This window comes from Nonomuraea soli (assembly GCF_013761175.1).
GTDB lineage: Bacteria > Actinomycetota > Actinomycetes > Streptosporangiales > Streptosporangiaceae > Nonomuraea > Nonomuraea soli.
In genome coordinates this window covers 692,993-716,223 of record NZ_JACDUR010000004.1, presented here as the reverse complement: position 1 = coordinate 716,223, position 23,231 = coordinate 692,993, and the positions used below count along the sequence as shown (strand labels likewise).

The 23,231-nt window shown below is 72.7% G+C and carries 17 protein-coding genes; 9 read left to right on the top strand and 8 right to left on the bottom strand.

Annotated features, from left to right (window positions below):
- Nucleotides 1-8: 8 nt before the first annotated feature.
- On the bottom strand, nucleotides 9-1,619 hold the full coding sequence (locus HNR30_RS21735; protein ID WP_181611731.1) for a glycosyltransferase family 2 protein: 1,611 nt from the start codon (nucleotides 1,617-1,619) through the stop codon (nucleotides 9-11).
- Nucleotides 1,610-2,665, bottom strand: coding sequence for a glycosyltransferase (locus tag HNR30_RS21730; RefSeq protein ID WP_181611730.1), 1,056 nt, complete (start codon nucleotides 2,663-2,665; stop codon nucleotides 1,610-1,612). The genes HNR30_RS21735 and HNR30_RS21730 overlap by 10 nt, the downstream gene beginning before the upstream one ends.
- Nucleotides 2,666-2,846: 181 nt before the next feature.
- Between HNR30_RS21730 and HNR30_RS21725 the strand changes: the two genes are divergently transcribed.
- Genes HNR30_RS21725 through HNR30_RS21705 form a run of 5 tightly spaced genes read left to right on the top strand, consistent with a single transcriptional unit; the run spans nucleotide 2,847 to nucleotide 10,560 of the window.
- Nucleotides 2,847-3,209: a hypothetical protein gene (locus HNR30_RS21725; RefSeq protein WP_181611729.1), complete on the top strand. Its 363-nt coding sequence runs from the start codon at nucleotides 2,847-2,849 to the stop codon at nucleotides 3,207-3,209.
- Nucleotides 3,206-4,621, top strand: coding sequence for a glycosyltransferase family 2 protein (locus HNR30_RS21720; protein ID WP_181611728.1), 1,416 nt, complete (start codon nucleotides 3,206-3,208; stop codon nucleotides 4,619-4,621). The genes HNR30_RS21725 and HNR30_RS21720 overlap by 4 nt, the downstream gene beginning before the upstream one ends.
- Nucleotides 4,622-4,658: 37 nt before the next feature.
- Entirely contained in the window at nucleotides 4,659-6,623 is a 1,965-nt protein-coding gene (locus HNR30_RS21715; protein ID WP_181611727.1) for a glycosyltransferase family A protein, read from the top strand.
- Nucleotides 6,620-8,215 carry a glycosyltransferase gene (locus HNR30_RS21710; RefSeq protein WP_181611726.1) on the top strand — a complete coding sequence of 532 codons (1,596 nt, stop codon included), beginning with the start codon at nucleotides 6,620-6,622 and terminating at the stop codon, nucleotides 8,213-8,215. The genes HNR30_RS21715 and HNR30_RS21710 overlap by 4 nt, the downstream gene beginning before the upstream one ends.
- A 5-nt stretch (nucleotides 8,216-8,220) precedes the next feature.
- Nucleotides 8,221-10,560 (top strand): FHA domain-containing protein, encoded by a 2,340-nt coding sequence (locus HNR30_RS21705; RefSeq protein WP_181611725.1) that lies wholly within the window; start codon nucleotides 8,221-8,223, stop codon nucleotides 10,558-10,560.
- Here HNR30_RS21705 and HNR30_RS21700 read toward each other — a convergent pair.
- A complete protein-coding gene (locus HNR30_RS21700) occupies nucleotides 10,557-11,108 on the bottom strand; it encodes an RAD23 family protein (RefSeq protein ID WP_181611724.1) in 552 nt (183 codons plus the stop codon). The two genes, HNR30_RS21705 and HNR30_RS21700, sit on opposite strands and share 4 nt — an antisense overlap.
- Before the next feature lie 67 nt (nucleotides 11,109-11,175).
- On the opposite strand from HNR30_RS21700, the gene HNR30_RS21695 reads away from it, so the two are divergent.
- The 3 genes from HNR30_RS21695 to HNR30_RS49410 are packed head-to-tail and all read left to right on the top strand — an operon-like array spanning nucleotide 11,176 to nucleotide 14,244.
- Nucleotides 11,176-11,856 carry a response regulator transcription factor gene (locus HNR30_RS21695; protein WP_181611723.1) on the top strand — a complete coding sequence of 227 codons (681 nt, stop codon included), beginning with the start codon at nucleotides 11,176-11,178 and terminating at the stop codon, nucleotides 11,854-11,856.
- Complete coding sequence (locus HNR30_RS21690) at nucleotides 11,853-13,160, top strand: sensor histidine kinase (RefSeq protein WP_181611722.1); 1,308 nt, start codon at nucleotides 11,853-11,855, stop codon at nucleotides 13,158-13,160. Before HNR30_RS21695 ends, HNR30_RS21690 begins: the two co-directional genes overlap by 4 nt.
- A gap of 52 nt (nucleotides 13,161-13,212) precedes the next feature.
- Nucleotides 13,213-14,244 carry a lytic polysaccharide monooxygenase auxiliary activity family 9 protein gene (locus HNR30_RS49410; RefSeq protein WP_181611721.1) on the top strand — a complete coding sequence of 344 codons (1,032 nt, stop codon included), beginning with the start codon at nucleotides 13,213-13,215 and terminating at the stop codon, nucleotides 14,242-14,244.
- A 111-nt stretch (nucleotides 14,245-14,355) separates the two neighbouring features.
- Here HNR30_RS49410 and HNR30_RS21680 read toward each other — a convergent pair whose 3' ends face one another.
- The 5 genes from HNR30_RS21680 to HNR30_RS21660 form a co-directional block, all read right to left on the bottom strand.
- Nucleotides 14,356-15,648 carry a homoserine dehydrogenase gene (locus tag HNR30_RS21680; protein WP_312894555.1) on the bottom strand — a complete coding sequence of 431 codons (1,293 nt, stop codon included), beginning with the start codon at nucleotides 15,646-15,648 and terminating at the stop codon, nucleotides 14,356-14,358.
- Entirely contained in the window at nucleotides 15,645-17,027 is a 1,383-nt protein-coding gene (gene lysA, locus HNR30_RS21675; protein WP_181611720.1) for a diaminopimelate decarboxylase, read from the bottom strand. The genes HNR30_RS21680 and lysA overlap by 4 nt, the downstream gene beginning before the upstream one ends.
- 70 nt (nucleotides 17,028-17,097) lie before the next feature.
- A complete protein-coding gene (locus HNR30_RS21670) occupies nucleotides 17,098-17,688 on the bottom strand; it encodes an anticodon-binding protein (protein ID WP_220133803.1) in 591 nt (196 codons plus the stop codon).
- 5 nt (nucleotides 17,689-17,693) lie between these two features.
- The gene (locus tag HNR30_RS50235) at nucleotides 17,694-19,295 is read right to left on the bottom strand and encodes a tetratricopeptide repeat protein (protein WP_181611719.1); all 1,602 of its coding nucleotides are present in this window, start codon (nucleotides 19,293-19,295) and stop codon (nucleotides 17,694-17,696) included.
- Between the two features lie 167 nt (nucleotides 19,296-19,462).
- Nucleotides 19,463-21,313 (bottom strand): hypothetical protein, encoded by a 1,851-nt coding sequence (locus tag HNR30_RS21660; RefSeq protein WP_312894554.1) that lies wholly within the window; start codon nucleotides 21,311-21,313, stop codon nucleotides 19,463-19,465.
- A gap of 51 nt (nucleotides 21,314-21,364) precedes the next feature.
- Between HNR30_RS21660 and HNR30_RS21655 the strand changes: the two genes are divergently transcribed.
- The gene (locus HNR30_RS21655; protein WP_181611718.1) at nucleotides 21,365-22,999 is read left to right on the top strand and encodes an asparagine synthetase B family protein; all 1,635 of its coding nucleotides are present in this window, start codon (nucleotides 21,365-21,367) and stop codon (nucleotides 22,997-22,999) included.
- Nucleotides 23,000-23,231: the final 232 nt, after the last annotated feature.

The window sequence follows — 23,231 nt, the reverse complement described above, 5'->3', positions numbered from 1 at the left end:
CGGGGCGGCTACGGCAGGCGGTTCTTCACGACCTGCTTGATGGACGAGGCGACCTTCCGCCAGCTGCGCCGCCGCAGCGTACCCAGCTGGCGCCGCAGCGCACCCACCTCACGGCGCAGTTCCACGGAGGCGCGCCGCCAGCTGGACGCCTCGGTGCGCCACTTGTCGACCTGGCCGCGCAGGCGCGCGATCTCGGCGGTCAGCCGCGCGATCTCGGCGGCGTGCCTGGCCGCCTCGCGTTGTGCCTCCAGCCGGGCACGGTAGGCGCTGCGCCGTCCGGGCGTCTGCCGGGGTTCGCGCCCGAACCCGTAGCTCTCCCCGTCGGCCCAGCCCACGCCGGACACGTCGTCGACGGCGTCGTCGAGCGCTTCCCCCGGCCGTGCCACGATGGCCGCGCGGGCGAACGCGGACGCCTGCTCCAGCCGGGCCCTGACCTCGGGATCCTCAGACAGCAGCACGTTGACCAGTCCGTAGCCCTCGTCGCCGGCCAGGTCGAGCAGCCGGGCGACGGTGTCGGCGCCCGGCACCCATCCGGCGGGCAGGCGCAGGACGTACGGCACGGCGGGATCGTGGACGGCCTCCTCGACGAGCCGGACCCGCCCGTCGTGGGCGTAGTGCCCGCGCAGCAGCACCAGGTCCAGGCGGGGATCCTTGAGCGGCGCCCGGCGTTCCTGCTCCAGCGTGCCCCACGGCCCGGTCAGCAGGACCGTCACGTCGGCGATCGTCCCGGCGAGCAGCGCGTCGACGGTCGCGCGGGTCTCCTCGTAGGAACCGGCCGGCACCACCGCCGCGACGTACGGCACCTTCCACTGCCTGGTCGGGTGCGAGCGCAGCCACCGGTAGGTGGGGATGCGGTCGGCCACGAAGGCGTGGCTCACCCGGTCGATGGGCGCCTTGTCGCGCATGCGCATGGTGGGCCCGAGATGGTAGGCGCGGGCGTCCATCGCGGGCACGAACACGGCGCCGGCCTGGGCCAGGCGGTAACCCATCTCGGTGTCCTGGCCGAGGATGAGCTCCTCGTCCATCGGCCCGGCGGCGGCGACGAGCGCCGCGTTGACCGAGGTCGCCCCGCCGACGTGCAGGCTGAAGGGCCGCTGGGTGCCGCCGACCAGCCCGTCGGTGCGTTCCAGCAGGTCGACGATCCACCCGTGCGGCTGCGCCGGCTCGAAGGCGGCTTCCAGGTCGTCCGGGAGCTCGGCGGGCACCGGGGCGGAGGTGAAGCGGATCATGCTGGTGACCGAGAGGTACGGCGCGGCGTGGTGCCAGCGCATGTGCGCCTCCAGCGCGCCGGGCAGCAGCAGCACGTCGGAGTCGAGCCAGTGGATGACGTCGCCGGAGGCGACCGCGAGTCCCGCGTTGCGGGCGGTGGCGCGGCCGGGCTGCGGGCAGTGCACCGCCTTCACCCACGACGGCACCTCCAGCGGGGGCGAGCTGCCGTTGTCGACGACGACGACCTCGGTCAGGGCGGCCGGATACGTCTGCCTGCGCAGGGCCTCCAGCACCAGGTCGAGCTTGTCCTGCCCGCCGTAGGCCGGGATGATCACGCTCACCCTCAGCGTCGGCGTCCAGTCGCCCGCCGGCGGGCGCAGGGCGCGGTAGTCGTTGCCTTTCACGCGCATGAGCGCTCCATCAGCGTGCTCGGGCGGAAGCCGTGCCACTGGCTGGTCTGCACGCGCAGGAAGTGCGCCAGGGGCAGTTGCCAGGTGTGCCGGGTTCCGGAGGCGCGGCGCAGCATGTAGCCGAGTCCGTGGGTGCGGTAGATCCGCGCGCCCGCGCCGGTGGCGGCCGCGAGGAACTGCTTGTCGACGGCGCGGGGAAGCGCGGGGAACCCGCCGATCTCCCGCAGCCGCTCGGCGGCCAGGCAGATGGTGCCGCCCGCGACGTGGTCGGACCAGACCTCGCTCGGGTAGTCGGCGCCGCTGGCGAAGCGGGTGCGCCTGACGGTCACGTCGAGCGGTTCCAGGTAGAAGAACTCGCCCGTGGTTCCCACCACGTCGGCTCCGTTGGCGTCCATGGCGCGCAGCAGGTCGGCCAGGTGTTCGGCGCCGTACCAGTCGTCGTCGTCCCATTTGGCGACATAGGTGCCCGCGGCCCGCGCGACGGCCTGGTTGAGCACCTCACCGAAGGGCGTCTCCTGGTCGGCCTCGATCCACGAGACGGGCAGCGGGCACCGCTCGACCGCCTGCCGTACGGACTCGAAGGGCACGCCGTGCAGGCCGAGCACGATCTCGGCCTCGACGTGCCGCTGCGCGGCCATCTGCTCGAGAGCCGAGGTGACCAGCCACGGGCGCATGGTGGACATCACGATGCTGATCGACGGGCGGGAGGGCAGCGGGAGCACGGCGCGGCGCAACCGCACGCTGTGCTCCTCGCGGCGCAGGTCGGCCACGCAGCGGGCGGTGCCGTCGGGCACGCACTCCAGCCAGGCCCGGTCCGTCAGGACGGCGGCCAGTCCGGCGGGCACCCAGGAGGGGGCGTGCTGCGCGCTGAGCGGCACGCCCGAGGCGGCCAGCCGGGCCAGGCCGTCGAGGGGCACCCGCGCCTCCGGCCACTCGATCTCCAGACCGCGCAGGGTGCGCACGTCCTCGTCGGAGGGGCGCCAGACTCCGCCGGTCCAGCGCACCTCGGCCATCCCCTTCTCAGGGGTGCGCACGAAACCGCCCATGGACTCCTCATCGCGTAGGTCGCGCCTACTTTACGATGACTTGACCGAGTTGCGAGGCTTGCCCGCAAAGTAAGCACAGGACTCTCTCAGGGATTTCTGAGGTAAGACACCGTTTGAGTTGCATATGGTGGAAATATCCATCAGCCAGCTCACGCTGCGTAACCAGAAAGGCTCTGTGCGGATGCCCTCCCCCCGCGCCATGGCCGCGATCGCCGCCGTCGCCGCCGCCCTAGCTGCGGTGGCCGCCCTCACCGACCTGCTCTCGTACGGCGAGGCCGCGATCTTCCTGGGTGTGGCCTACCTGGTCATGATCGCCCGGCGCGTGGACGGCAAGGCGCACCGCATCGAGCTGCGCGTCAAGCGCCACGAGGCGGCCCTGCAGAAGGTCGAGCAGCAGGTGGCGGCACTGGCCGCCAAGCTCGACGACGGCTCGGCGCAGCGTCAGGAGGACCTCGCCGCCATCCTGGCCTCACTGGGCGAGGACAGGGTCAACGCCATGGCGCAGGCCGAGGAGCTGCGCAACCTGCTGAAGGCGGCCCGATGATCCGCGGCAACGACTACGGGGCGCTGCGTGTCCCCGAGCTCGGCTCCTGGACGCCGGAGCTGACCGTGTCGGTCGTCATCCCCGCCCGTGACTGCCAGGCCGACCTGGACCGCACGCTCGCCGCCGTGCACCGGCAGACCTATCCGCGCCACCTGGTCGAGGTGATCGTCGCCGACGACGGGAGCTCGCCGGCCCTGACCGGCGACGCCCGGTTCGTCCGGCCGGCCGAAGGATGGGGACGGGGCGCGGCACGGCAGGCCGGGGCACGGGCCGCGACGGGCCAGGTGATCCACTGGCTCGACGCCGACGTGGTCCTGGCCGAGGACCACCTCGAAGCCCACATGCGCTGGCACCACGCGCTCGACTACGCCGTCGTCATCGGCGACCTGGTGTTCCTCACCCCCGAGGAGACCCGCAGCGCCTACACGGTCAGGCAGCTCGAGGAGACGCGACGGCTGAAGGACGCGGGCTCCAGCGCCTACCTGCTGCACACCGGGGCCACGACCTCGGTGCGGCGGAGCCTGCTGGAGGCGGCAGGCGGCGTCGACGTCACGCTGAACATGGCCGAGGACACCGAGCTGGGTTACCGGCTGGCCCAGGCGGGCGCGGTGTTCGTCGCCGACGAGCAGGCGCGGGCCTGGCACCACGGGCCCTCCACGGTGATGAACCGGGAGAAGGAGGTGCACCGGCACAACTGGTCCTTCCTGGGCGATCTCATCCCCGACCTGCGCTGGCTGCGCAACCACCCCCGCCGTCAGTGGCTGGTGCCGTACGTGCGGGTCGTGGTGCCCGTGGGCGGCTACGAGGAGACCAGGACCACCGTGGACTCGGCGCTGGCGCAGTCGCTGCCCGACATCGCGGTCACCCTCGTCGGGCCCTGGGACACGCTGACCGGGGAGCGCCGGTCCAGCCTCGACGATCCACTGCTCGACCTGCGGCTGGTCCGCAACCTGTACGCGCACGAGCCCCGGGTCGGCTTCGCCACCAGGGCCCCGCTCTCCGCGGCCCCCGCCCCCTACCTGCTGACCGTGCCCGCCGGATGGGCGCTCGGCGGCGAGACCGTCGCCCGGCTGATCAAGCACGATCTCGGGCTGGTCAGCGTGGCCCTGGCCGAGGGGCAGGACGGCGTGGTGGCGGCGCGCCTGGAGCGCACCGCGGCCTTCTCACGCGCCCGCTTCCACGAAGGCGACATCGACGACCTGGTGCACGAGACGGCCGGATCGATCTGGGTGGGCGGCGGCGAGTGCGGTTTCAGCGACGTCGCCGAGCCGCTCGGCGGCGACGCGGCGAAGTGGCGCGCCCTGGCCTCCGACCGGGGCAGGGAGATCGAGCGGTTGAAGGCCGAGATCGAGGCGCTCACCGCCGCCAAGAGCCGCCGCGGCCTGCTGCGCGCCCTGCGGAGCGCCGGATGAGCGCCCGGCGCGAGGCGCGGGCCACGAGGGGCCGGGCATGACGACCGCCGACCCCGCCATCCGCCCGAAGCCCGCCGGCCCCGACGCCCGCATGACACCCGCCGACCTCATCGCGAGCATGCCGAAGGCCCGGGTCTTCCACGTCGGGCTCGACGCCGCGCCCGGCGGCGTCGACCTCGACCACGAGCTGCTCGACCTGGACGCGGCCTCCGCCCCCGAGGTGCTCGTGCTCGCCGGCGCCCCCGCCGACCTGCGCCGCGCCGCCACCCTGCACAAGCTGCTGCCCGACACCGCCAGGGTGGTCGTGGCGATCCTCGACACCCCGCCCTCGCACCCGGCGCCGGTGCCCACGCCGACCCCGGCCCACCGCTGGCGTGCCCTCACCGACCTGCGCGTGCACCAGCCCCGCCCCCGCCTGTGGCTGGTGGAGGCGTCCTTCTCCAAGCCGACCCCGGCCGGGCGCGTCGTGACCGCCGTCGCCCGCGCCTTCGCCGGTCACCGCCTCGACGTGATCGCCGCCCCCGCCGCCGCGCTGGCCGGAGTGGGCGCGGCCGACTGGCGGCCCGGCGACCCGAACGCCACGCCCGTCGAGCCCGCGGGGCCGGTGCCCGACCGCGTCGGCGCACCGGGGGGCGACATGGTGCTGCGCACCGTCGACAGCTTCGACACCGGCTTCTTCGACGCCGGCTTCGCGGGCGACGAGGAGCCGATCGACCGGCCCACCACCGCCGCGGCGACCTGGGAGAGCCTGGGCAGGCCGGGCGGCACGGAACTGGCCGAGGTGCTGACCGACCCGACCATGATCCCGCCGGTGGACGAGCGCCTGGTCAATCCCATGGGCTTCGTCACCACGCCGTCGAAGGGCACGGGCGTGCTGGCCGAGGTCGAGGGCCGCTGGACGGTGCTGCTCGACGGCAGGCCCGTGGCGGTCTTCGCCGAGTCCGGTGGCGTGACCGACGCCGACGTCGCCCGGCTGCGGCCGTTGCGCGGGGTGGAGGTCGACTGGCATCGCGGCGGCTCCGCCGTACCTCCGGCCCGCAGCCCGCACACCGGGCCGCTCGCCGCGGTCCGCGTGGTCGCGGGGCTGGCCGCCGCGGGAGTGCCGCTGGTGGCCCAGGAGGTGCCGCGCTGGGCGGGCGGGCTGGGCGAGCCGCTGGCCGCGCTGCTGACCGGCCCGTACGGCACCGCCAACGGCGCGGACGCCCTCACCGACGAGTTGCGGCGAGAAGAGCACAGCGTACGGCTGCGCCGCGAGGCCCTGCGCACCCACGGCGTGGCGGCCCGGTGGGAGCAGCTCGGCGCCCCCGCTCCCACGCCCCCGCTGACCTCCGTGCTCCTGTGCACCCGCCGCGCCGAGATGGTCGGCTTCGCGCTGGAGCAGGTCGCCCGCCAGCGCGGGGTCCAGCTGGAGGTGATCCTCGCCCTGCACGGCGTCTCCCAGGAGCACCCGTCGGTGGTGGAGGCGCTCAAGCGGTTCGACCATCCCGTCACCGTCTTCGAGAGCGAGGCGATCTTCGGCGAGGTCCTCAACGAGGCCGCCGCCCGCGCCTCCGGCTCGTTCCTGCTGAAGATGGACGACGACGACTGGTACGGCCCCGACTTCCTGGCGGACCTGCTGCTCGCGCACGCCTACTCGGGCGCGCAGGTGGTCGGCACGGTTCCGGAGTTCGTCTACCTGTCGTCGATCGACGTGACCGTGCACCGCACCCAGGTCACCGAGCAGATCACCAGCTTCGTCGCGGGAGGCACGATCCTGGTCGAGCGTTCGGCCTTCCAGGCGATCGGCGGCTTCCGCCCGCTGCGCCGCTCGGTCGACACCCAGTTCCAGGAGGCCCTGCAGGCGGCCGGCGGCCAGATCTACCGCACCCACGGCCTGGGCTACATCCTGCGCCGCGGACCGGCGGCCAACCACACCTGGCAGGAGCCCATCGGCACCTTCCTGCAACGCAACCGGAGACAGTGGCGCGGATTCCGGCCCTGCGAGCTGATGGAGCTGACGTGAGGATCAGGCACAACGACTACGGGCAGCCCCCGGCGCCGGCGCGGCAGGAGCTGACGGTGACCGTGGTCATCCCTGCCCACGGCTGCCAGGACACCCTTGACCTCACGCTGGCCGCGCTGTCGGCGCAGACCTACCCGGCCGGCCTGATGGACGTCGTCGTCGTGGACGACGGCAGCCCGGTGCCGCTGACGGCGCCGAAGATCATCAGGGCGCCGGAGGGCGGCTGGGGCAGGGCCTGGGCGGTGCAGGCCGGGGTGGAGGCCGCCACGGGCGACGTGGTGCTCGTCCTCGACGCCGACATGGTGCCGGTGCCCGAGCACGTGGCCATGCACATGCGCTGGCACCACCTGGCCGACTACCTGGTGGTGCTGGGCTGGATCGACTTCACCTCCTCGCGGCCGCCCTCGCCTGAGGACCTGCTGCGCAAGCCGTACGAGGAGTTCTTCGACCTGGCCGGGCAGCGGCACGACTGGGCCGAGGCGATCATCGAGGCGCACGACGGCCTGCGGACGGCGCCGAACTCGCTGGCCGGGCACGTGCACGTGGGGGCGACGGCCTCCTACCGTCGCGCGTTCCTGCTGGAGGCCGGGGGCCTCGACACCTCGCTGGTGCTGGCCGAGGACACCGAGCTTGGCTACCGGCTGACCCAGGCGGGGGCGGTGTTCGTGCCGGACCCCGAGGCGCGGGCCTGGCATCTCGGGCTGCCGACCGCGATGCGCGACTATCCCGCGATGAAGCGGCACAACGACCCGTATGTCGCCGACCGCGTGCCGTACCGCAGGTATCTGCGCACCGACCGCGGGCGGCAGTGGCTGGTGCCGTACGTGGACGCGGTCGTGGTCGCCGAGGGGTACGAGGACACCCGCGCGGCCGTGGACGCGCTGCTCGCCTCCGACCTGCCCGACCTGCGGGTCACCGTGGTCGGGGCGTGGGACACGCTGGCCGCGGGCCGCCGCTCCCCGCTGAACGAGCCGCTGCTGGACCTGCGGCTGCTGTACGCGGCCTTCGAGCACGACTCCCGGGTACGGCTGGCGACGGTTTTCGAGCCTTCCGCGCCGTTCGTCCTGCGCTGCCCGCCCGGCTGGACGGCAGGGCACGGCACCGTGTCCGGCCTGGTCCAGCACCTGGAGGCCAGGGACGGTGGCCTGCTCAACCTGGCGCTGGAGGAGAACGAGCACGGCGTGACGACGGTCAGGCTGGAGCGCACCGCCGCGTTCGCCCGCGCCCGCCGGGTCGGCTCGCCGGACGAGGCGCTCGACGACGTGGTGCACGAGCTGTTCGGCGTCGAGTGGCTCGACGGCCGGCAGTACGGCTTCGCCCGGCGCCCCGCGACCTACCCGCGGCGCGTGCCCCAGCCGGAGCCGGTCGACAAGGAGGTGCTGCGGCTGCGCAAGCGCATCGCGGCTCTCCAGGCGGAGACCCAGCAGCTGCGCCGCGAGGCCGCCAAGGGCGCCCGCGACGCCGAACGCTGGAAGGGCAAGGCGGAGGCCTGGCGGCGGGAGGCGGTCAAACGTGACCGCACGGTCCTGCGGCGCGCGGTCCGGAAAATCGGACTCACCTCTTTCGTTCGGCGACCGGGCGCGACATCCTGATCCGAATGACGGGGATTGTCGTGCGCACCCCGGCCGGGCGGTTCGAGCTGAGGCCGGGGCAGCACGTGACCATTGGGCGAGAGGGCGACATCGCGATCGTCGATGCGCGGATCTCCCGCCACCACGCGGAGCTCTTCTGCCACCAGGGCATCTGGGTCTTACGCGACCTGGGCAGCCGCAACGGCACCTATCTCGGGGCGCGCCGCATCTTCGACCTGGAGATCACCGCCCCCGCCTCGATCCGGCTCGGCGGGGCCGAGCACGGGCCGCTGATCGAGCTGGCGCCGGAGACGGCCGAGGTCCTGCCACCGCAGGCCCCTCCCCCGCCACCCCCGCGCCTGCCCGAGGTCCCCGCCACGATGGTCGGCCGGCCGACGATGCCGCCCGCCGCGGGAGCGTCGGGGCTGGGCAAGCCGCTGGTCGTGCTGCCCCTGGGCCCGGTGCTGAGCATCGGCCGCTCCCCCGACAACAACCTGCCGCTGGAAGACGACCTGCTCGTCTCGCGCAAGCACGCCCTGATCGAGCGCACCCAGCAGGGTGTGCTCGTGCGTGACCTGGGCGCCCGCAACGGCACCTATGTCAACGGCCACCGGGTGACGCAGAGCTGGCTCACCCCTGGCGACCTGGTCTCCGTCGGCCATCACCAGCTGCTCTACCTGGGCGATCGCATCGCGGTCCACGTCGACACCGGCGCCGTCTCGCTCCAGGCGCAGGAGCTGACCGTGCGGGCGGGCAAGGCGGTCCTGCTCGACGGCGTCAGCCTGCATCTGGAGGCGCGCAGCCTGATGGCGGTGGTCGGGCCGTCGGGCGCGGGCAAGTCGACGCTCCTGGGCGCCCTGACCGGCTTTCGCCCCGCCACCTCGGGACGGGTGGTCTACGAGGGCCGCGACCTGTACGCCAACTACGACGACCTGCGCCACCGCATCGGGCTGGTGCCCCAGGACGACATCCTGCACAAGGAGCTGACGGTCGAGCGGGCGCTCGGCTACGCGGCGGCCCTGCGTTTCCCGCAGGACGTGTCGGCGGCCGAGCGCCGCCACCGCATCGAGGAGGTGCTGAGCCAGCTCGGCCTGACCGAGCGGCGCAAGCTGCGCATCGACCGGCTGTCCGGCGGCCAGCGCAAGCGCACCAGCGTGGCGCTGGAGCTGCTGACCAAGCCGTCGCTGCTCTTCCTCGACGAGCCGACCTCCGGCCTGGACCCGTCGCTCGACAAGGAGGTCATGAGCACGCTGCGGGCCCTGGCCGACGATGGGCGCACGGTCGTGGTGGTCACCCACAGCGTGCTGCACCTGGGGTTCTGCGACCGGGTGCTGGTGCTGTGCCGTGGCGGCAAGGTCGGCTACTTCGGGCCCCCCGACGAGCTGCTGCCGTTCTTCGGCGTGCAGGAGTACGCCGAGGTCTTCCGCATGGTCTCCGAGGAGCCCGAGTTGTGGGCGGCCCGGTTCCGCCAGTCGGCCTACCATCAGCGCTACAGCGCCGCCGGCGGCGGCTCCGCCGTACCCCAGACCCGCCAGCCGGGGGCGCCGCCGCCCAAGCAGAGCCCTGGGCGGCAGTTCACCATCCTGGCCAGGCGCATGGCTTCGGTCATCCGCTCCGACCGGCTCGCGGCGATGTCCATGATCGGACTGCCGATCGCGCTGGCCCTCATGACGCGCGTGGTCGAGGGCTCCGACGGCCTGGGACCTCCGGAGCAGGGCCGCTCGGAGGAGGCGGGCACGCTGCTGATCATCCTGATCTTCGGGGCCGCCCTCATGGGCCTCATCGGGGCGATCAGGGAGATCGTCAAGGAGGGGCCGATCTACCGCCGCGAACGGGCGGTGGGCCTGTCGCCCCTGGCCTACCTGCTGTCGAAGGCGTTCGTGCTCGGCGCGATCAACCTCGTCCAGGCCGCCCTGTTCGTCTGGCTCAGCCTGCTGGGCCGGGCGGGCCCGTCGGACCCGCTGCTGCTCGGGCCCGTCGAGCTGGTGTTCGTGGTCGCCCTGGTGGCCTTCTCGTGCTCGCTCATGGGGCTCGTGGTCAGCGCGCTGGTGTCGACCAACGAGCAGGCGATGATGGCGATGGTCGTGCTGATCATGGCGCAGTTCATCTTCATCGGGAAGCTGATCGAGGTGGTCGGCAGGACGGGCCTGGAGCAGCTGGCCTGGCTGGTGCCCAGCCGGTGGGGGTACGCCGCCGCGGCGGCCACGGTCGACCTGCAGAGCATCGACGTGTCGCCGATGCGCGACGGCCTGTGGGACCACGAGGCGGGCACCTGGCTGCGCTCGGTGGCCGTGCTGCTGCTGATGTCGCTGGTCTTCGCCTCGCTCGTACGGCTGGCGCTGCACAGGCACGAGCGGCGCGGCTAGTACTCCCACAGGTCGGTGCGGCGTTCGCGGCCGACGCAGAAGATCGCCGAGCCGTGGTCGCCCTGGACCAGGTCCACCCGGATCCAGTCGGCCGTCTCGGTCACCTTGGCGGTGTAGCCGCTCTTCGGCGTGGCGGAGACGAGCCTGCAGCCCTCGTCGCCGACGGTGAAGGTGACCTCGCCGCCCTTGGCGGTGACCACTCGTACGTTGCCGGCGACCTGCGGGGACGGGCTGGGAGCCCTGGTCGCGGAGGGCTTGCGCGACGCAGTGGGGCGCGGCCGAACCGGGGTCCTGCTGGACTCGGCGCTGGGTTCGGCGGTGGGTTCGGCGGGGGTGGACCGGGACGGGACGGGCTTGGCGGACGTGGGCCTGGCCGAGGCCGGGAGTGGTACGGCTTCGGGGCCCGAGACGGTGCGCGCCGCGACGGGCTCGATCACGACGTCCGACAGCTCACCGCGCAACACGCCACGCACTCCGAACCACGCGATCGAGATCGCCACAGCGGTAGCCAGCGCCCAGAGCGCGACATACTTCATGGCTCGCCGCATGCGTTGCATTATGTACCGCAATCAGGTCCGCCATGAGGAGGCGGTATCTACCGTAATCTGGTCCGCCATGGCGACGGTTCTGGTGGTCGAGGACGACGAGTTCGTGCGGTCGGCGCTGATCCACGAGCTCGCCCGGCGGCGGCACGCCGTCCGCAGCGCCGGGTGCGCGCTCGACGCCCTGCGGGAGATCTCGCAGAACCCGCCCGACGCCGTCATCCTCGACCTGGGCCTGCCCGACCTCGACGGCGCCGAGGCGCTGCGCATGGTGCGCGGCATCTCCGACGTGCCGGTCATCGTGGCCACCGCCCGCGACGAGGAGTCCGAGATCGTCAGGCTGCTGGAGATCGGCGCCGACGACTACCTGGTCAAGCCGTTCTCGGGTGACCACCTGGCCGCCCGCCTCGACGCCGTGCTGCGCAGGGCCAGGTCGGCGACGCTCCGGCCGAGGCTGCTCGACGCGGGCGGGCTCCGGCTGGATCTGGACAGGCGCGCGGCCACGCTCGACGGCGTTCCGCTGTCGCTGACCAGGCGCGAGTTCGACCTGCTGGCCTATCTGGCCGCCCGCGCCGACCGGGTGGTCTCGCGGCGTGAGCTGCTGACGGAGGTGTGGCAGCAGTCCTACGGCGACGACCAGACGATCGACGTGCACCTGTCGTGGCTGCGGCGCAAGCTCGGCGAGAGCGCGGCCGTTCCCAGGTACCTGCACACCGTGCGCGGGGTGGGCGTCATGTTGTCAGCGCCGCGATGAGGCGCACGCTCGCGGTCCTGATGGTCGCGGTCACCTCCATGGTGGCGCTGGCCTTCCTGGTGCCGCTGGCCCTCATCGTCAAGGAGACCGCGCAGAGCAGGGCGCTGGCCGACGCCGAGCGCCAGGTCTCGGCGCTGGTCCCGGTGCTGGCCGTCACCACCGAGGCCGCCGACCTGGAGCTGGCGATGGCGCGTACGGCGGCGGGCAGGCGCGGCGACCTGGTCGTCCACGTCGTCGAGCGGCCCGCACGGGTCGTCGGCGGCACCGGCCGGGCCCCGGCCGCCGAGGTGGCCAGGGCGGCCGAGCAGACGGCGGCGAGCACCCTCGAACGGGCCGACGGCCACATCCTGCTGCGCCCGGTCGCCCTCGACCACGCGCGCAGCGCGGTGATCGAGGTGTTCGTCCCGGCGGGCGAGCTCAACCGGGGCGTGGTCGGCTCGTGGGCGGTGCTGACCGGCGTGGCCCTGGTGCTGGTGCTCGGCTCGGTGCTGGTCGGTGACCGGCTGGGCGCCCGCGTGGTGCGCGCCACGCGGCGGCTCGGCCGGGCCGCCACCGCCCTGGGCAGGGGCGAGCTCAACGAGCGCATCCACCCCGAAGGGCCGCCCGAGCTGGTCGCGGCGGCCACGGCCTTCAACGCCATGGCCAACCAGGTCAGCCACCTCCTGGCGGCCGAACGTGAGCTGGCGGCCGACCTGTCGCACCGCCTGCGCACCCCGCTGACCGCGCTCAGGCTGAGCCTGGACCACCTCGGGCCGGGAGCGGAGCAGAGCCGCCGGGCGCTGGGCAGGCTGGAGGGCGAGGTCGACCAGATCATCGCCGCGGCGCGCAGGCCCTCCAGGGCGCCGGCGGAGGGCTGCGACGCGGCCGAGGTGCTGCGCGAGCGGCTGACGTTCTGGTCGGCGCTGGCCGAGGACCAGGGCAGGCCGTGGGACCTGGTGGGCGCCACCCTGCCGGTGCGGGTGCCGGTGGCCGCCGCCGACCTCGGCGCCGCGGTCGACGCGCTGCTCGGCAACGTCTTCCGTCACACCGCCGAGGGCACGGCGTTCACGGTCACGCTGCACGAGGGATCGGGCACGGTGGGCATCCTGGTGGCCGACGCCGGAGGCGGCATCCCCGACCCGGAGACGGCGCTGACGCGCGGCGCGAGCGGCGCGGGTTCCACCGGGCTCGGCCTCGACATCGCCCGCCGGCTGGCCGAGTCGACCGGCGGCTCGTTGCGGCTCGACACCTCCTCGCTGGGAGGTGCTCAGGTGCAGGTCTGGTTGCGCACCGGCCTCGTCAAGAAGCCCATAAGCCGACCTTAACGGCCGCTTAAGCAGCATATTTCGGCATCGGAGGTGGTCCAGGGTTGGCTCCATGCAGATCAACCGCAAGGCGATCGTCGCCACCAGCCTGGCCGCCCCCACCGTGCTCGTGCTCACGCTCGTCCCCGGAGCGGCGAACGCGCACGGCACCATGAACAACCCGCCCAGCCGCACGATGGTCTGCTACACCGAAGGCCCCGAGAACCCCAGGACGGCCGCGTGCAAGGCCGCCGTCGCCCTGGGCGGCACGCAGCCGCTCTACGACTGGAACGAGGTCAACATCGCCGCCGCCGCGGGCCGCCACCGCGAGCTCATCCCCGACGGCCAGCTGTGCAGCGCGGGCCGCGCCAAGTACCGCGGCTTCGACCAGGCGCGCGCCGACTGGCCCGCCACCAGCCTGACCAGCGGCGCCGCCCACACCTTCCAGTTCCGCGCCACCGCTCCGCACGCCGGTGCGTTCGAGCTGTACATCACCAGGGACGGCTACGACCCGGCCAAGCCGCTGAAGTGGTCGGACCTGGAGAGCACGCCGTTCCTCAAGAAGTCCGGCCCGGAGCTCTCCAACGGCGCCTACGTCCTGGACGCCAAGCTGCCGGTCAAGTCCGGCCGTCACCTGATCTACGCGATCTGGCAGCGCAGCGACAGCCCCGAGGCCTTCTACTCCTGCAGCGACGTCGTCTTCGGCGGCTCCAACCCGACCCCCGCGCCCACCGTGGCCCCGACGGCGACCGCGACGCCCAAGCCCACCCCCACGGCCACCCCGACCTCCAAGCCGACGTCCACGCCCACGCCGGCGCCCACCTCCACCGCAGGACCGATCGTGCTGTCGGCCGTCTCCGCGGGCGTCGGCGTCAGCCCGGTCAAGGTGGCCACCGGCGGCTCCGTCACCGTGACCGCCGTCTGCGGCAACTCCCAGGTCGCCTCGATCGCCTCCAACGCGTTCAAGCCGGTGCGGGTGAACGCCCCCGTGCCCGCCGTCGCCTGGGCGCCGGCGCTCAAGGCCGCCCGCGCCGGCGCCTACCCGGTGGTCGTGCGATGCAAGGACGGCGGCTCCGCCCGCACCACCCTGACCGTCACGGGCTGACCCCCAGGCCGTACGGCACGGGCCCCGCGTGGGCACGCCAGGCTCTGCCGTACAGCGAAGAGCCCGCCCCCCAGGCCACGGGAGGCGGGCTCTTCCATGTCTCGCGGGCGGTCAGTCGCCCTCGACGCGCATGACGCTGGCCACGGCCCGCACGATGTCGAGCTCGCGCAGCCCCGCCATGGTGGCGGTCAGCGCCGCGTCGGTGGCCTGGTGGGTGACGATGACGAGCTGGGCGTCGTCACCGTGGCCCTCCTGGCGCACGGTCTGGATCGAGACGTCGTGCTGGGCGAACTCCTCGGCCACCCGGGCCAGGACGCCCGGCTTGTCGGCCACGTCGAGCGCCACGTGGCAGCGCGTGACCGTGGCCCCCATCTCGTGCACCGGCAGGTCGGCGTAGGTGGACTCGTCGGGCCCGCGTGTGCCCGCCCGGCGGTTGCGCGCCACGGCGACGATGTCGCCCAGCACCGCGGAGGCGGTCGGCGCGCCGCCGGCGCCCTTGCCGTAGAACATCAGCTGCCCGGCCGACTCGGCCTCGACGAACACGGCGTTGTAGGCCTCGCGCACTCCGGCCAGCGGGTGCGTGCGCGGGATCATCGCCGGGTGCACGCGCACGCCGATCGAGCGGCCGTCGTCGGACTTGGCGCAGATGGCCAGCAGCTTGATGACGTAGCCCATCGCCTTGGCGGAGGCGACGTCGGTCGCGGTGATCTCGGTGATGCCCTCGCGGTGCACCTCGGCGGCGGTCACCCGGCTGTGGAAGGCCAGCGACGCCAGGATCGCGGCCTTGGCCGCGGCGTCGAAGCCCTCGACGTCGGCGGTCGGGTCGGCCTCGGCGTAGCCCAGCGACTGGGCCTCCTCCAGCGCGTCGGTGAAGGAGGCGCCGGTGGAGTCCATCTTGTCGAGGATGTAGTTGGTGGTGCCGTTGACGATGCCCAGCACCCGTTTGACGTGGTCGCCGGCCAGCGACTCGCGCAGCGGGCGCAGCAGCGGGATCGCCCCCGCGACGCTGGCCTCGTAGTAGAGGTCGCCGTTGCCCTGGCGGGCCGCCTCGAACAACGTCGCGCCGTCCTCGGCCAGCAGCGCCTTGTTGGCGGTGACGACGGACTTGCCGCCCGACAGCGCCGAGACGATGAGGGAGCGCGCGGGCTCGATCCCGCCGATCACCTCCACGACGATGTCGACGTCGTCGCGGGCGACCAGGCCCTCGGCGTCGGTGGTGACCAGCGCGGGGTCGATCTCGACGTCGCGCTTGCGCCCGAGCTTGCGTACGGCGACGCCGGCCAGCTCCAGCGGAGCGCCGATGCGGGCGGCCAGGTCGCCGGCCTGCTCGCGCATGAGCTTGACGACCTGCGAGCCGACCACTCCGCAGCCCAGCAGGGCCACTTTCAACGGTTTGTCGCTCACAGCTGCCCCCTCAAGAGGTCGTCCTCGGTCTCACCCTGCACGATGACGCGGGACTGGCCGTTGCGGACGGCGACCACGGCGGGCTTGGGCAGGTAGTTGTAGTTGCTGGCCAGCGACCGGCAGTAGGCGCCGGTGGCGGCGACCGCCAGCAGGTCGCCTGGTGCCAGGTCGCCCGGCAGGTAGTGGTCGCGCACGATGATGTCGCCGCTCTCGCAGTGCTTGCCGACCACCCGGCTGAGCATCGGCTGGGCGTGGGACTCGCGGCTGGCCAGCAGCGTGGTGTATTCGGCGCCGTACAGCGCGGTGCGCACGTTGTCGCTCATGCCGCCGTCGACGCTGACGTAGGTGCGCAGACCCTCGACGTCCTTGACGGTGCCGACCGTGTAGAGGCTGATGCCTCCCGGTCCGACGATGCCGCGTCCCGGCTCGACGGTCAGCTTCGGCACCGGCAGCCCGGCGCCGGTGCAGACCTTCGCCACGATCTCGCGCAGGGAGTCGGCGATCTCCTTGACGTCGGGCGCGACCTCGTCGGGGGTGTAGGCGATGCCGTAGCCGCCGCCCAGGTCGAGCTCCGGCAGGACGACGCCGTGCTCTTCCTTGATCGCCACCAGCAGCGTGGTCAGGCGGCGCGCGGCCACCTCGAACCCGGCGGTGTCGACGATCTGCGACCCGATGTGGGAGTGCAGGCCGACCAGGTTGAGCTGCGGCAGCGCCAGGATCCTGCGGACCGCCTCGGCCGCCGCCCCGGTGTTCAGCGACAGGCCGAACTTCTGGTCGTCGTGGGCGGTGGCGATGAACTCGTGGGTGTGCGCCTCGACGCCGGTGGTCACCCGGATCATGACGTCAGGGCGCTTGCCGTACTTGTCGGCCAGGTAACCCAGGCGGGCGATCTCCTCGTAGGAGTCGACCACGATGTGCCCGACGCCGATCTCCAGGGCGCGGGTCAGCTCGGCCTCGGACTTGTTGTTGCCGTGCATCGTGATGCGCTCGGGCGGGAAGCCGACGGCCAGCGCCACGGCGAGCTCGCCGCCGCTGGCCACGTCGAGGCTCAGACCCTCGGCGTCGAGCCAGCGCACCATCTCCTTGCACAGGAACGCCTTGCCGGCGTAGTGCACCTCGGAGCCGGCGAACGCGGAGGCGTAGTCGCGCATGCGGGAGCGCACGTCGTCCTCGTCGAGGACGTAGAGCGGCGTGCCGTACTGCTCGGCCAGGTCGCGGACGTCAACGCCGCCGATCGTGAGCGCGCCGTCGGTCCGACCGGACGTTCGCGGCCAGATCTCGGGGTGGATCCGGTTGAGGTCGGCGGGCGCCTGCGGCGGGCGCTCCTGAGGCAGCATCTCGGCGTGCCTGTCCCCGGCGGGGTGGACGAATCGGCTCACCCGAACGAGGCTATCGGACGCGCGGAAGCAGGTGGACATCCTGCCCACCAGTCGAGACGGAGATTTTCCTTCAGACCTGCTTTGTCACAGGAAGTACTTTCTGTACGGCTTGCGCGAGCCTTATACGCGCCGTATGGAGCTCGCTGGGCTCTTCGTCACCCTTGGGGTGAGCCGGGGCGTTCTCGTGCGCATCGTGATAGGCGGTCGCGAGCCGCACCAGATACGCCGGCCACCCGGGATCGCGGCTCGACCTCCTGCCGGGCAGCTCGGCCAGCACGCGCAGGACTTTGCGGTCCCAGGGGCCGTCGAGCAGCCGCGGCTCGAACGGCTCACCCGGCACGCCGAGATCGCCCGCCCATCGCCGCGCGTTCGCTGCCCGCGCGGCGGCGTAGCGCACCACGAAGCCGGGGTTCTCCCAGGTGCGCGGCAGATCGGGCCAGCCCTGGTCCTCGACGCGCTCGAAGGTGCCGTTCAGCAGCTCGCCCGGCACCTCGACGACGATCCTGATCAGCCCGCCCGGCAGCACGCGGGCGCCCGGCACACGAGCCGCGAGCTCGTGCGGGTCGAGCCCGCGCCTGAGCGCCGCGGCCGACACGTACGCCGCCTCGCGCACCCACGTCCCCTCGGGAGTGGGCGGCTCGCCAAGGATGTCGAACTCCACCCTTCCTATGGTGTACCGCTCACCAGGCGCAGCATCTCGCGGGCGCCCTGGTAGTCGGGATCCAGGGCCAGGGCCCGCTCGTAGCACTGCCTGGCCTCATGCCGCGGCCCGGGACCGCGCAGGATGGCGTCGCCGAGGAAACGCCAGGCCTGGGGCGTCGGGCGGATCGCGATCGACCGCCTGAACTGGGCGATCGCCAGCTCGTAGCGGCCGGTCATGTAGTAGGAGTCGCCCAGGCCGAGCCTGCCGTACTCCAGGTCGGGCTCGATCGCCAGCGCCGCCTGGAACTCACCGATCGCCTCCTCGTAGCGGTTCTCGCGGAACAGCTCCGTCGCCCTGGCCAGGTGGGCGCCCGCCGTGGAGACCGGGCGCGCCGCCAGCGGGAGCAGCCTGAGCACCCTGGCGTGCAGCTCGGGATCCTGCTCCTTGAGGTCGTCGCGCAGGATCGCCGCCTGCTCCGGCGCCAGACCCATGATCATGGCGGCCATGATGTGCTCCTGGACCTCGCCGGGCGGCACCGACGGATCGATGGTCAGCGAGCCGCCCTCGTAGTGGGCGCGCAGGTTGCGTTCGGCCCTGGGCGCGGGAGGCTGCTCCAGCATCAGGGCCCACGCGCGCGCTTCGGGATCGGCCGCGATCGAGCCCATCCGCACCATGGCGCGCAGCAGGTCGTTGCGCTCCCTGCCGGTGCGTGCCTCGAGCCTGGCCTTCAGCTCGGCCTTGGCCTCGGGCCAGCGCCGCAGTTCGAGCAGGGTGCCGGCCAGGTCGGTCAGGGTCACGTCGCGCTGGTCACCCGCGTCGAGCATGTCGCGCAGCAGCACCAGGCGAGGCTCCCAGTCGCGCACGTCGCCGAGCAGGTCGACGAGGTGGTCGAGCTCCTCGTGGGAGCCCTCCGGCAGGCCGCGCAGCCGCTGGATCCACCGGGCCGCCTCCGCCGCCCGGTCGGGCCGCGCCAGTGCCCCGACCATGCCGATGCGCAGCACGACGAGGTCGTCGTCGGAGACGGCGAAGGCCATCGACGGGATCGGCCCGCCGGACATCACCTGCTTGGCCAGCTGCAGGCAGGCGATGTGGGTGACCACGGGGTGGGCGATCCGCCTGCCGCAGCCTGCGTCGGCCTTGCCCACCTCCTCGGCCGCCTGCTTGAGCGCGCCGACGTCGACGCCCTGGCGGATCCTCTGCGGTGTGAAGGTCGCGAGCTCGGCGGCCAGGGCCGACAGGGCGGCGGGCAGCGGCCTGCCCAGCTCCCGGTAGGCGCCGGCCGCGCGCTCGAAGTGGGCGGGCCGCGGATCGCTCGTCGGGGGCGAGGCGTAGGCGATCAGGAAGTGACCCGCGGCTTGGGCGGCGAGCTCGCCGAGCGAGATGAGGATGTGGCCGATCCACTCCACCTCGCGCCGGCCGGCGGCGATCTCGGAGCGGGCGAAGTCGAGCAGGAAGGGCCAGGAGTGGTCGAGGGCGGCCTGCCGTCTGCCGAGGAAGTCGGCGAGGTTCTCGGGGGAATGGACCGCCCGGGCGTCCCGGATGACCTCATCAACCTCTTTGTCCCGATTTTTCGTGTTATTCGGCAGGCTGCAGACCCACTCCGCTCCGATCACCGCGAAAGGCACCGAACAACACCCCCACGCCAGAATCCCGCTCAAGAGATTATCGAGGCGAGGTCCCGGAAAAAGCGAAGGCCCGGCGCCGATTTCCCCCGTTGGCGCCGAGCTCGCTGGTAGGAGTGTCTCGCGGTTTTCATGGCGATGGTGTCCGCGAAATGTCCCGAAATCGAGACTCAGATGAGTGCGTGCGGCTCCGCCGAGCCGTATTCGACCAGCTGAGCGGCCCCCAGCAGCCACCGGTCCTCGTCGCGCACCCGCACGTAGCCGAACCGGTCGGCCGAGAACACCCTGACCCCGTCGGTCCGGCACTGGCGCATCAGCACCTCGTCCCAGCCCTCCGTCAGGTCCGCGATCCCCAGCTCCCTCAGCGGGCCCCGGCGGGCCAGCAGGGTGGCGCCGTTGATCTCGGGCACGTAGGAGTACTCCGCCTCCGGCTGCTTCAGCAGGGTCGCCTGGGCGGCGCGCAGGTGGGCGTAGTAGGCGGCCTTGCCCACGATGTCGGCGGTGGTGAACTGGAACGCCCTGGTCAGATCCGACAGGTAGTGCTTGCCGTACACGTCGCGCGGGTCCATCACCGCGACCAGGTCGGCCTCGCACAGGTCGAGACCGCGGTCGAGCATGGCGCCCGTCGACAGCGCCGGGTCGAGCGGGCGGAAGATCACGTCGACGCCGGGCAGCGCCTCGCGGGCCCGCGCCTCGATCTCGGCGGGGGCGAACAGCACGAGCTGCACCACCCCCGCCTGCTTGGCGATCTGGGCCAGCGCCGGCTCGGCCAGGTCGGCGGAGGGGAGCACCTGCATGACGGAGATGTCGAGCGTCGCGCGGTGGCTGGGCAGGCCGATGGCCTCCAGCAGGGCGTCGACGTGCTCGGTCATGGTGCCGCCCGCGTAGGCGCGGCGCAGGGCCGCGTGGGCGCGGCGGGAGTCGGGCTCGGGGCCGATGGAGGTGCCGCACGCCGCGATCTCGGCCGCGCGCCACTGCGGCGTGCCGGGCGGCACCGAGACCGCCGCCGGCCAGCGGTAGGAGGTGAGCTGGTCGGGATAGGACAACTCCTCGGGCAGGAGCTGCTCCAGGGTGAGCACGCGGTCGATGCGGCCGCCCGGCAGCGGCAGCGGGTTGTGCACCCGGGGCTGGATGCCGAAGGGCAACTGCGGCCAGCCGGAGGCGGACTCGACGGTGAAGCGGTGATCGAACAGCTCGGCCGCGGCGGAGTAGTCGGCGATGCTCCCCCCGTGCGCGGAGGAGGCGGTGTGCCAGAAGACCGTGCGGATGCCGCGCTCGGCGCACCACGCCAGCAGGGCGCGCAGGCCGTCGCCCGGCGTGCCGACGATCTCGGAGGCCCAGGGCCCCTCGGTGACGGACTCGACGACGAGCAGGTGCGGCATCTCCAGCGGCAGCACGCGGGCGAAGTCACGCGGGGTGAACCCGGTGGTCTGGCGCCACTCGTAGCGCAGCAGCGCCTCGGCGTGCGGGTCGGCGATGACCGCGGCCGTCAGGTGCGGCCGGGTGTTGGGTCCGGTCGGGATGCGAAAGGGCTTGAGACGGAAGGAGGCGCCGTCGACCGTGCGGGTCGAGGAGACGGCCTGGAAGGAGGGCCTGTCGTCGGCAGAGGCGATCGGGATCGGCCTGCGCTTGGGCGCCGCCGGGCGCTTGACCGCCCTGGCCGCGCCCTTCAGCCCCTTGGCCAGCCGCACCGGGTTGCTCTTGCCCGACTTGAGCGCATCCCCTATGCGGTTCCACCGGGCGACCTTCATCGAGGAGAGCTTCCACTGCGCGACCTCGGTCTGGTAGCGCTGCTCGGCGACCTCCTTGCGGAGTCTCTCCCCGGCCTCGCGCTCCTTGGTCAGCCGTTCCTCGGTCTCCTCCAGCCGCGCAGCCAGGGCGCGCGCCTCCTCGGCGCTGCGCTCGGCCTCGGCGAGCCTGGCCTGCGCCGCATCAAGCAGGCGCGCCAGCTCGGCCGCGTGTTCGGCCTGGGAAATAGCCTCCCGAAGGGCCCGACGAGTGCTCTCCAGCTCCGTACTCACGATTCCGAAGGATACTCTTTGCACATTGGTGGCTCGAAGGGATGACATCCGGTGCAGTTCAATGTGCGGCCCTACGTCTGCGGCGCCCTCGGCCGGATCGACGGCGCGCTGCTCGACCGGCTGACCGCGGCAGGACCGCGGGTCAAGCCCGCGCTGCGCACCGATGAGGCCGCCCTGTTCAGCAGCGTTCCGCTGCCGCCCTACCACCGTGCCGGCGACGAGTTCGCCTTCGCGTGGGGTGAGCGCAAGCCGTACGGCGCGGCGGAGTGGATCTCGGTCGCCGAGACCTACGAGACGCCCGGACTGATCGGTTCGCCGGAAAAGCTGGTGCTCCATGCCGGCGCCCTCGGCCTGGTCGACCTCTACTACGTCCGGCACGCCGACGCCGTCTACTTCTCCTCCCTGATCGAGCCCCTGCTGCAGATCGCCGGCGTGGAGATCGACTGGCAGGCCTGGGCCTCGATCATCCAGGTGACCTTCCCCCTGGGCGAGGCCACGCCGTACTCCCGCGTCAAGCGCCTGCCCGGCTCCAGCGCCATCACCCTCGCCGGCGGCAGGCTCGGCACCGAGCGCAGGCTGCCCCGCTGGCTGCGCCAGGAGCCCTACGAGGCCTGGACCAGCGCCGGTGAGCTGCTGGAGATCCTGCACGAGGTCTACAAGGACTACGACGGCCGCCCGTTGCTGGTGCCGGTCTCCGGCGGCTACGACTCCCGCCTGCTGGCCAGCGTCGCCGTGGCGCGCGGCGCCGACGTGGAGTCGTGGACGACCAGCCCCGACGACGGCACCGACACCGACATCGCCTTCGCCAGGTCCATCACCCGCGAGCTGGGCATCCCCCACCGCGTCGTCACCCAGGACCCCGCCGCCTACCCCGGCGACGCCCTGGAGGTGGCCCGCAGGCTCGAGTGGCTCACGCCGCACCACGCCTGGTACGCCCCCTTCGCCAAGGAGGTGCACCAGTCGGGCCGCATCCTCATCGACGGCCTGGCCGGCGGCCCGCTGCTGAAGAACTTCATGGTCAGCGGCTCGGCCCTGCAGGCGCGCACCCAGGCCGAGCGCAGCGCCGCACTGCTCGACTCGCTGTCGCTGGGCGCGCCCTCGATGCCGTTCCTGAGCGAGGCGGCGGCGCGGTGGGCCGGCGATTCGGTCAGGGGCTCCTTCGCGGAGTCGACCTCGATGTTCCACGGTCACCGCGCGGAGCTGCCGCTGTCGGTGCTGCACACGCGCACCGTGCGGGGCATCGCCCGCAGCGCGGTCAACCTGGTCGGCCCTGAGGCGTCGTTCGCGGCGCCGTTCATCCACCCGGCCTTCTTCGACGCCGCCCTGTCGGTGGGCGTGGCCCGCAAGGACGGCGGCAGGTTCTACCGCGAGCTGCTGCACGCCTCCAACCCGAGGGTGGCGGCGCTGCCGTCGACGAACGTGGTCAAGCAGCCGCTCAGGAGGGTGCCGCTGCGCTCGACCGCCGCGCCCGCCCGCGCCTACTCCCACGCCCATCTCACCCGGCTCCAGCGCGTGGTGCCCGGCCTGCTCTCCGACGAGCTGCACGCGGTCATCGCCGCCGGTCCCGACGCGCTGACCCGTTTCCGTGGCTGGAACGACAGGTTCTGGGTGCGTGGTCTCACGCTCTTCGGTGCCTGGCTCGGCGACTTCGGGTTCGAGTCGCTTGACGGGCCATGGGAACAGTAGGTAACCAGAAGATTACAGACTGATCTCGAGGGTATGACGTAAGCAAGTCGAGATCCGGGTTCCGGATACCCCGGGGACTGGTAGTGTTCGGCCCGTAAGCGCCGCGAACATCCGGGCAATCCCCGGAAAGGGCATGGAGTGCGCAGGGATGACGACTCCAGCGGCGCGGTCACCACACAACTGATGCCGGGGAACCGGTGACTTCGTCCTGCCCACATCTCCTTCTGTGAGC

Excerpts from the sequence above, each read along its gene's own strand:
- HNR30_RS21730 (WP_181611730.1), bottom strand. The coding sequence starts at position 2,665 with ATGGGCGGTTTCGTGCGCACCCCTGAGAAGGGGATGGCCGAGGTGCGC.
- HNR30_RS21700 (WP_181611724.1), bottom strand. The coding sequence starts at position 11,108 with ATGCGGCGAGCCATGAAGTATGTCGCGCTCTGGGCGCTGGCTACCGCT.
- HNR30_RS21725 (WP_181611729.1), top strand. The coding sequence starts at position 2,847 with ATGCCCTCCCCCCGCGCCATGGCCGCGATCGCCGCCGTCGCCGCCGCC.
- HNR30_RS21695 (WP_181611723.1), top strand. The coding sequence starts at position 11,176 with ATGGCGACGGTTCTGGTGGTCGAGGACGACGAGTTCGTGCGGTCGGCG.
- HNR30_RS21690 (WP_181611722.1), top strand. The coding sequence starts at position 11,853 with ATGAGGCGCACGCTCGCGGTCCTGATGGTCGCGGTCACCTCCATGGTG.
- HNR30_RS49410 (WP_181611721.1), top strand. The coding sequence starts at position 13,213 with ATGCAGATCAACCGCAAGGCGATCGTCGCCACCAGCCTGGCCGCCCCC.
- HNR30_RS21715 (WP_181611727.1), top strand. The coding sequence starts at position 4,659 with ATGACGACCGCCGACCCCGCCATCCGCCCGAAGCCCGCCGGCCCCGAC.
- HNR30_RS21735 (WP_181611731.1), bottom strand. The coding sequence starts at position 1,619 with ATGCGCGTGAAAGGCAACGACTACCGCGCCCTGCGCCCGCCGGCGGGC.
- HNR30_RS21705 (WP_181611725.1), top strand. The coding sequence starts at position 8,221 with ATGACGGGGATTGTCGTGCGCACCCCGGCCGGGCGGTTCGAGCTGAGG.
- HNR30_RS21720 (WP_181611728.1), top strand. The coding sequence starts at position 3,206 with ATGATCCGCGGCAACGACTACGGGGCGCTGCGTGTCCCCGAGCTCGGC.